The sequence below is a fragment of the Tardiphaga sp. genome (genome assembly GCF_028290785.1).
In the GTDB taxonomy this organism is placed as follows: Bacteria; Pseudomonadota; Alphaproteobacteria; order Rhizobiales; family Xanthobacteraceae; genus Tardiphaga.
Window position 1 is genome coordinate 1 of sequence record NZ_JAQGJD010000226.1, and the last position, 3,934, is coordinate 3,934.

Consider the following 3,934-nt stretch of genomic DNA (forward strand, 5'->3'; position numbering starts at 1 on the left):
TCCAGCGCGATGTCGAACCGCCGGACGTCGATCAGCAACTGCGCATCCGCCGGCGGCGCGTCCGCCGCGCGCAGCGGCGCGTGGGCGAGGTCGTAGTTCTCGAAGCCCTCGATCAGGCGCGCCTGCAGCAGTTTGGGAATGCTGTCGGCCCACATGGCGTCGGCAAACGCGGGCATTTCCTTCGCGGGCGAAAACAGGAAGCGCTGGGTCTGCAGCATCGCGACGGCGGTCGGTTCCGGAAGTCCGAGCTGGACCTTGAGCGCCTGCCCCGGCGCCGCAGCGGCGCGCGCCGCGCGCAAATCGTAAGTCGTTTTGGGTGCCGCCGCCGCACCACCGCCGGTCATTTTCTCAAGACCGGCGACGATGCCATCGAGCTTCCCGGTGTTGCGCGCCAGGCCCTCGGAAAACACCTGCAGGTTGGCAATGGTGTTCTTCAGCGGGTCGGCGTTATCCGCCAGCACCGAGTCGACCCGGCGAAGCGCGTCGCGCGCCGCCTGGGTCATGCTCTGGCCGGCGCCGGTATCAGCGATCAAGGTCGTCACTTTGGCGCCCCCGGCCGGGAGCTTGCCGCCTTCCAGCGCCACCACAGGCACGCCTGTCAGCCCCTGAAACTCCAGGCCGACCCTGGTATCGGGCCGCACCGGCGTGGCCGCTGCCACCGAAATCGTCGCATCGACGCGGCGCGCATTGTCCGACGCCAGCGCCAGAGCGGTGACTTCGCCGACGCGAATGCCATTGAACAACACGCCGGCACCGACCAGCAGGCCTGGCACCGATCCCTCGAACTGGACGTGATAGTCGGTGCGCGGGCCGAGGCCGCCGGAGTTGTGCAGCCAGTAGACGAAGCCGAATACAGCGCCGATGGCCGCCAACACGAAGGCTCCGACAATGACAAAGGGGGCACGGGTTTCCATGGCTCAATTCATTCTCGGTTGCAGCATCAGCGAGCGCTTGCCGTGGAAATAGGCCCGCACCCAGGGATGCTCGGATTGCAATAGTTCGGGCATCGGCCCGATGGCGACGATTTTTCCGTCGGCGAGGGCCGCGACGCGGTCACAGACGGTATTCAGGCTGGCGAGGTCGTGGGTGACCATGAACACGGTAAGCCCCAGCGTCTTCTGCAGCGTCTTGATCAGGGTGTCGAAATCGCCGGCGGCGATCGGATCGAGACCCGAGGTCGGTTCGTCGAGAAACACGATCGCCGGATCCAGCGCCAGCGCGCGTGCCAGCGCGGCACGCTTGATCATGCCGCCCGATAGTTCGGACGGGAATTTGTCGCCGTCTTCCGGCTGCAGCCCGACCATTTCCAGCTTGGCATTGGCGATCTCGTCGAGCAGCGCGTCGGACATGGTCAGGTTTTCACGTAGCGGAAACTGCACGTTCTGCCGCACCGTCAGCGACGAGAACAGCGCGCCCTGCTGAAACAGGATGCCCCATCGGCCGGCCGCCGTCTGGGTGCGGCGCTCATGGGTCGAACCGATCGTCACCCCCATCACCTCGATCGTGCCGCCCTGCGGCGGCACAAGCCCGATGATAGTGCGCATCAGAACCGACTTGCCGCCGCCGGAAGCGCCGACCAGGCCGAGAATTTCGCCGCGACGCACATCCAGCGCCAGGTGATCGATCACCACGCGCTTGCCGAAGCCAACCACGAGGTCGCTGACGCGAATAGCAAATGGGCCGGCCGAATCCTGCATCGTCACATTCCGACCGATGCAAAGAAGATCGCGAACAGCCCGTCGAGTACGATCACCAGAAAAATCGATTTCACCACCGACGTCGTGGTCTGCTTGCCGAGCGACTCCGCGCTGCCTTTTACCCGCAACCCCTCGCTGCAGGCGACGATGCCGATCACCAGCGCCATGAACGGCGCCTTGATCATGCCGACCTCGAAACTGGCGATCGACACCGCATCGTGCAGCCGGGCGATGTAGATTGCCGGGCCCATGCCACCATAAAACCACGCCACCAGGCCGCCGCCATACAGCGCGGCCATCGACCCGATGAAAGCGAGGACAGGCAGAGCCAGGATCAGGGCGACAATGCGCGGCAGGATCAGCACATCGATGGGATCGAGGCCCATGGTGGAAAGCGCATCGATCTCCTCGCGCATTTTCATCGAGCCCAGTTCGGCGGTATAGGCGCTGCCCGAGCGCCCGGCGACCATGATGGCGACGATCAGCACACCCAGTTCGCGCAGCACCAGAATGCCGACCATATCGACGACATAGGAGTCCGCGCCGAACTTGCGAAAATGGAAGATGCCCTGCTGGGCGATGATTGCACCAATCAGGAAGGTGATCAGCACGACAATGGGAATAGCCTGCCAGCCGACCCGATAGAGCTGATAGGTCAGCGAGGTCAGCCGCAGCGCCCTTGGCCGGCGTAAAACCCGCAACGCCGCGAAACACAAGGCCCCCAGCATCTGCAGGAACACCACGACGTCTTCGCCGGTGTCGAACGCGGCGGTTCCGAGATCGGCAAGCTTCGCGGCGATCGGATTGCGCGCCACAGGCGGCGCGAGGTTGTGGCGGTTGACCTGACTGACCTCCTCGATGAGGCCCGCATATTTGTCGGCGACGCCGACGACGTCGGCCGCACGGCCGGCATGCGCGGCCCTTCGTGTGATCTTTTCAAGCAGCCATGCGCCCAGGGTGTCGAGTTCGCGCACACCGGAAATATCCATGGTCACGGCGGCGGCGCGATCGAGTTGCGGCGCAATATCAGCGGCCAGCTTTTCCAGCACAGCCACATTGGCCGCTATCCACGAGCCACCGGGCTGTAGCTTTACCGCGTCGCCGATAGAGATGGCCGTTAATACAGGTGCCGTTGCCAAGCCGCTATCCTCGATGTGTAAGACCGCGGTATTCTAACGCCGCACCGCGGCGGCGCTTTTGACATGCATCAAGGCTCACCAGACGCAGCAGATAAGGCGCCGGATCGAGATCGGTTCCGATCTCGGAATATTCGCTGTGAACGGGGGTCTGTCGCGCGTTCAATATCTAGGTCCGGCCCGATCCGATCCGCCAATCCATATAGCTCGTGCGATATCATGTTTGACCAGGATCAAGTCCGTTGCGACGCCGCCGGGCGACAAGTAGGACGCGCCCGCTTTCGCGTTGGACGTCAGACATTCGGAGGTCGCCGTGATCAAAGACATCGCTGTCCATCTTCCGGTCGATCGGCCGGTCGAGCCTGCCCTCGATTGCGCAATCTCGCTGGCGAAGATATTTGGCGCGGAGCTGCAGGGGCTGGTCGCCACCTATCAGGTCATCAATCCAGCCATTCCCGTCAGCGCGTCCGCTGCGCAATTTGCGTTGCCCACCGAATACAATACCGATTCGCAGGCCGCCAACGACCGGCTCGCGCAGTTTGAAGCTGCTGCACAAGCGGAACGTATCCGGGTGACGACCGGCTGCATGTCGGATACGCCTCGGATCGCCAATCAGGCCCTGGCGGCGATCTCGCGGTTGTTCGCTCTCAGCATCGTAACGCAGCCCGACGCCTCGCGGCCGACCCACGACAGCCAGCTGGCAGAAGCGGTGCTGCTTCAATCCGGACGCCCGATGTTGCTCGTGCCTCACATCCATCGCGGTCCGTTCAAGACGGCGCGGGCGCTCGTCTGTTGGGACGGCGGGCGGGCTGCGGCCCGCGCGTTGCACGACGCCATGCCTTTTCTGCGCAGGGCGCAGACGATCGACGCCATTTCAATCCGTCATGCGGACGCGCCGGCCGCCGACGCCAGCCTGGAACATCTGGTGAGCCATCTCGATCGCTACGGATTGGACGCCAAGGTGCAGCATGCGACCGCTGAACCCGCGGATGTTCACAGCACGATCCTGTCCGCCGCCGCGGATCTCGGCAGCGACTATCTTGTGATGGGCGGCTACGGTCACTCCCGGCTCGGCGAGTACATCCTCGGCGGGACCACGCG

4 protein-coding genes are annotated in these 3,934 nt (G+C 64.2%); 1 reads left to right on the forward strand and 3 read right to left on the reverse strand.

What is annotated here, in order from left to right:
• The 3 genes from JWR89_RS13750 to JWR89_RS13760 form a co-directional block, all read right to left on the reverse strand.
• Nucleotides 1–914: MlaD family protein (locus tag JWR89_RS13750; RefSeq protein WP_299717039.1), on the reverse strand; the 914-nt coding region annotated here is incomplete at its 3' end.
• Nucleotides 915–917: 3 nt separating this feature from the next.
• On the reverse strand, nucleotides 918–1,697 hold the full coding sequence (locus tag JWR89_RS13755; protein WP_299717041.1) for an ATP-binding cassette domain-containing protein: 780 nt from the start codon (nucleotides 1,695–1,697) through the stop codon (nucleotides 918–920).
• A 2-nt stretch (nucleotides 1,698–1,699) separates the two neighbouring features.
• On the reverse strand, nucleotides 1,700–2,836 hold the full coding sequence (locus tag JWR89_RS13760) for an ABC transporter permease (protein WP_299717043.1): 1,137 nt from the start codon (nucleotides 2,834–2,836) through the stop codon (nucleotides 1,700–1,702).
• Between the two features lie 310 nt (nucleotides 2,837–3,146).
• Here JWR89_RS13760 and JWR89_RS13765 point away from each other — a divergent pair.
• Nucleotides 3,147–3,934: universal stress protein (locus JWR89_RS13765; RefSeq protein ID WP_299717045.1), on the forward strand; the 788-nt coding region annotated here is incomplete at its 3' end.